The organism is Falsiroseomonas sp. (genome assembly GCF_030695085.1).
Lineage (GTDB): Bacteria > Pseudomonadota > Alphaproteobacteria > Acetobacterales > Acetobacteraceae > Falsiroseomonas.
In genome coordinates this window covers 1-3,398 of sequence record NZ_JAUYTS010000227.1, presented here as the reverse complement: position 1 = coordinate 3,398, position 3,398 = coordinate 1, and the positions used below count along the sequence as shown (strand labels likewise).

At 69.9% G+C, this 3,398-nt stretch carries 3 protein-coding genes and 1 pseudogene; 1 reads left to right on the top strand and 3 read right to left on the bottom strand.

Going from position 1 to position 3,398, the window contains the following annotated elements:
- Positions 1-902, bottom strand: a pseudogene (locus tag Q8S40_RS23220) (F0F1 ATP synthase subunit alpha); the annotation flags it as partial.
- The gene (atpH, locus tag Q8S40_RS23215; protein ID WP_304812020.1) at positions 902-1,507 is read right to left on the bottom strand and encodes an ATP synthase F1 subunit delta; all 606 of its coding nucleotides are present in this window, start codon (positions 1,505-1,507) and stop codon (positions 902-904) included. The gene atpH and the pseudogene Q8S40_RS23220, both read right to left, overlap by 1 nt.
- A 177-nt stretch (positions 1,508-1,684) precedes the next feature.
- On the opposite strand from atpH, the gene Q8S40_RS23210 reads away from it, so the two are divergent.
- A complete protein-coding gene (locus Q8S40_RS23210) occupies positions 1,685-2,881 on the top strand; it encodes an MFS transporter (protein ID WP_305672311.1) in 1,197 nt (398 codons plus the stop codon).
- A gap of 16 nt (positions 2,882-2,897) precedes the next feature.
- On the opposite strand, the gene Q8S40_RS23205 is transcribed toward Q8S40_RS23210, so the two are convergent.
- Positions 2,898-3,398 (bottom strand): LOG family protein (locus Q8S40_RS23205; RefSeq protein ID WP_305672310.1); only part of this gene is annotated, 501 nt, incomplete at its 5' end.

Sequence of the window (3,398 nt, the reverse complement as noted above, 5' to 3'; positions counted from 1 at the left end):
ACGTCGCCCGGATAGGCCTCGCGACCCGGCGGGCGGCGCAGCAGCAGCGACATCTGGCGATAGGCGACAGCCTGCTTCGACAGGTCATCATAGAAGATGACCGCGTGCATGGCGTTGTCGCGGAAATACTCGCCGAGGGTGCAGCCGGTATAGGGGGCCAGGAACTGCATCGGCGCCGGGTCGGAGGCGGTGGCGGCGACGATGATGGAATATTCCATCGCGCCGTTCTCTTCCAGCGTCTTCACCAACTGGGCGACGGTGGAGCGCTTCTGGCCGATGGCGACGTAGATGCAGTACAGCTTCTTGGATTCATCATCGCCAGCGGCCTCATTGGCCACCTTCTGGTTGATGATGGTGTCCAGGATGACGGCGGTCTTGCCGGTCTGGCGGTCACCGATGATCAGCTCGCGCTGGCCACGGCCGATCGGGATCAGGGCGTCGATCGCCTTGATGCCGGTCTGCATCGGCTCATGCACCGACTTGCGCGGAATGATGCCCGGGGCCTTCACCTCGACGCGCATGCGCTTCTCGATGGCGATCGGGCCCTTGCCGTCGATCGGGTTGCCCAGCGCGTCCACGACGCGGCCGAGGAAACCCTTGCCGACGCCGACGTCCACGATCTCGCCGGTGCGGGAGACGGTGTCGCCTTCCTTCACGCCGCGGTCGTCGCCGAAGATGACGACGCCGACATTGTCGGTCTCGAGGTTCAGCGCCATGCCCTTGATGCCGGCGCCGGGGAATTCCACCAGCTCACCGGCCATGACGTTCTGCAGGCCGAAGACGCGGGCAATGCCGTCGCCCACGGTCAGCACGGTGCCGACTTCGGCGACATTGGCTTCGGCGTCGAAACCGGAGATCTGAGCCTTCAGGATCTCCGAGATTTCGGCAGGACGGATATCCATCAGGCGGCCCCCTTCATGGCGTACTGCAGGCGCTGCAGCTTGGACTTGAGAGAATTGTCATAGAGGCGCGAGCCGATACGGACGACGAGACCACCCAGCAGGGTCGGGTCCACGCTTTCCTTCAGCTGCACGCCGGAATATCCGGCCTCCGTCAGCCGCGCGACGATCTGCGCGCGCTGCGTATCGGTCAGGCCATGGGCGGTGGAGACGGTGGCAATCTGCTGGCCACGCCGGGCCGAAAGCAGCGCGCCGAAGCTGGCGGCAACCTCCGGCAGCGCCGCGAGGCGCCGGTTGATGATCATCACGCCCAGCAGGTTGCGGATTTCGGTGCCGATGCCGACACGCTCCAGCACTGCGAAGATCGCGCGCTTCTGTTCCGTGCTGTCATAGCGGGGATCCGCCACGAAGGACCGGAAGCCGGCATCTTCCTGCCAGAGGCGGAACAGCCGGTCGAGATCGGCGGCGATCCGGTCGGCGGCGCCGGGCTCGGTCGCATGCAGATCATCGACGATACCGAACAGCGCGAGCGCATAGCGCTCCGACAGCCCGGTTGGGTTCGGGGCCTGGGTGAAGGCCGAGGTAACGGTGGTCGCTTCGGAGGCCAAGGGGATCCCGGTCCTGTCTCTGGTCGGAGCGTGAAATGCGGCACGCGGGCCCGGGGGCAGGTGTGACCACCCCGTTTATGCGGCCGCGGCGCCTTAGCATGCGTATTGCGTTGCGGCAACCTATCTCCGGCGCGCGAACGGCTTCCGGGACGGCGCGCGGCGGGCCAGGATCGGCAGATGGCAGGCGGATTCCGGGGCTGGAGGGTGGTGGCGGGCGCCTTTGCGCTGGCCGTGCTTGCCTGGGGAATCGGCTTCTATGGGCCGGGCGTGTTCATGGCCACCCTGGCGCAAAGCCGTGGCTGGTCGCTGGGCCTGCTCTCGGCTGCCGTGACCTGGCATTTCCTGGTGGCCGCCGCGCTGGTGGCCAGCTTGCCGGATCTGCACCGCCGCTTCGGCATCGCGGCGGTGACACAGGGCGGCGTCGCGGCCTCCGCCGCCGGGCTGCTCGGCTGGGGGTTCGGGTCGGCGCCCTGGATGATGTTCGGCGCGGCGATGCTGACCGGGGTGGGTTGGGCGCTGACCAGCGGGGCGGCGATCAACGCCATGCTGAGCCCCTGGTTCGACCGCCGGCGCCCGGCGGCGCTGGCCATGGCCTTCAACGGCGCGAGCTTCGGCGGCATCCTGATGACGCCCTTCTGGGCCTGGCTGATCGCCGGCTTCGGCTTTGGGCGGGCCACCGCCGTGGTGGCCGCGCTGTTGCTGGCGGTGGCCTGGCCGCTGGCCGCGCGGGTGCTGGGGCGCGGGCCGGCGGAATTCGGCCAGCATGCCGATGGGCTGGCTGCCCCGCCTGCCCCGGCGGCGGCGCCCGCCCCGGCGCGCGGCCGTGCCGCGCTGCTGCGGGACCCGGTGTTCCGCGGCCTGTCGATCGCCTTCGCCATCGGGCTGTTCGCGCAGATGGGGCTGGTGACGCATCTGGTGTCCCTGCTGCTGCCGGCGCTCGGCGTGCGCGGGGCGGGGCTTGCCATGGCGCTGGTGACCAGCTTCGCGCTGATCGGCCGCACCGTGACCGCCTGGGTGCTGCCGGATGGCCCGCGCCGGCGCTGGGCGGCGGCGGCCACCTTCGCGGTGCAGATGGCCGGCAGCCTGGCGCTGGTCTCGGCGAATGGGTCCGTGCCGCTGCTGCTGGCCGGCTGCGCGCTGTTCGGGATGGGGGTGGGCAACCTGCTGTCGCTGCCGCCGTTGATCGCCCAGGCGGAGTTTCCGGCCGCCGAGGTGGGGCGGGTTGTGGCGCTGATGCAGGCGATCAACCAGGCGCTCTATGCCTTCGCCCCGGCCGTGTTCGGGCTGCTGCGCGAATCGGCAGGCACGGAGGCGGCGCTGTGGGCGACGCTGGCGCTGCAGGGGTTGGCGGGGCTGCTGGTGCTGCGCCGATGAGGCGCGCCCCGGACCCTCAGCGTCGCGCGCGGCGCTTCGGTGGCGGTGCCGGCTCGGCTGCGGGCCCGGGCGCCTGGGACGGTGGCGTGTGGGCGCGCAGGCCGCGGCGTACCAGGGCGGCCCAGCCCTCCTCCGGTTCGTCCACCACCTCGAACAGCCTGAGATCCTCCTTGGCGATCATGCCGTGCCGGGCCATCGCCTCGAAATTCACCACCTCGTTCCAATAGGCGCTGCCGAACAGCACGATGGGCAGGGGGCCTACCTTGCGGGACTGCACCAGGGTCAGCAGCTCGAACAGCTCGTCGAAGGTGCCGAAGCCGCCGGGGAACACCGCCAGCGCATTGGCCCGCATCGCCAGGTGCATCTTCCGCATGGCGAAATAGTGGAAGCGGAAGGTCAGCGCCGGGGTGGAGAACGCGTTCGGCGCCTGCTCATGCGGCAGGGTGATGTTGAAGCCGATGGAGGGCGCGCCGACATCCGCGGCGCCGCGATTGGCGGCTTCCATGATGCCGGGGCC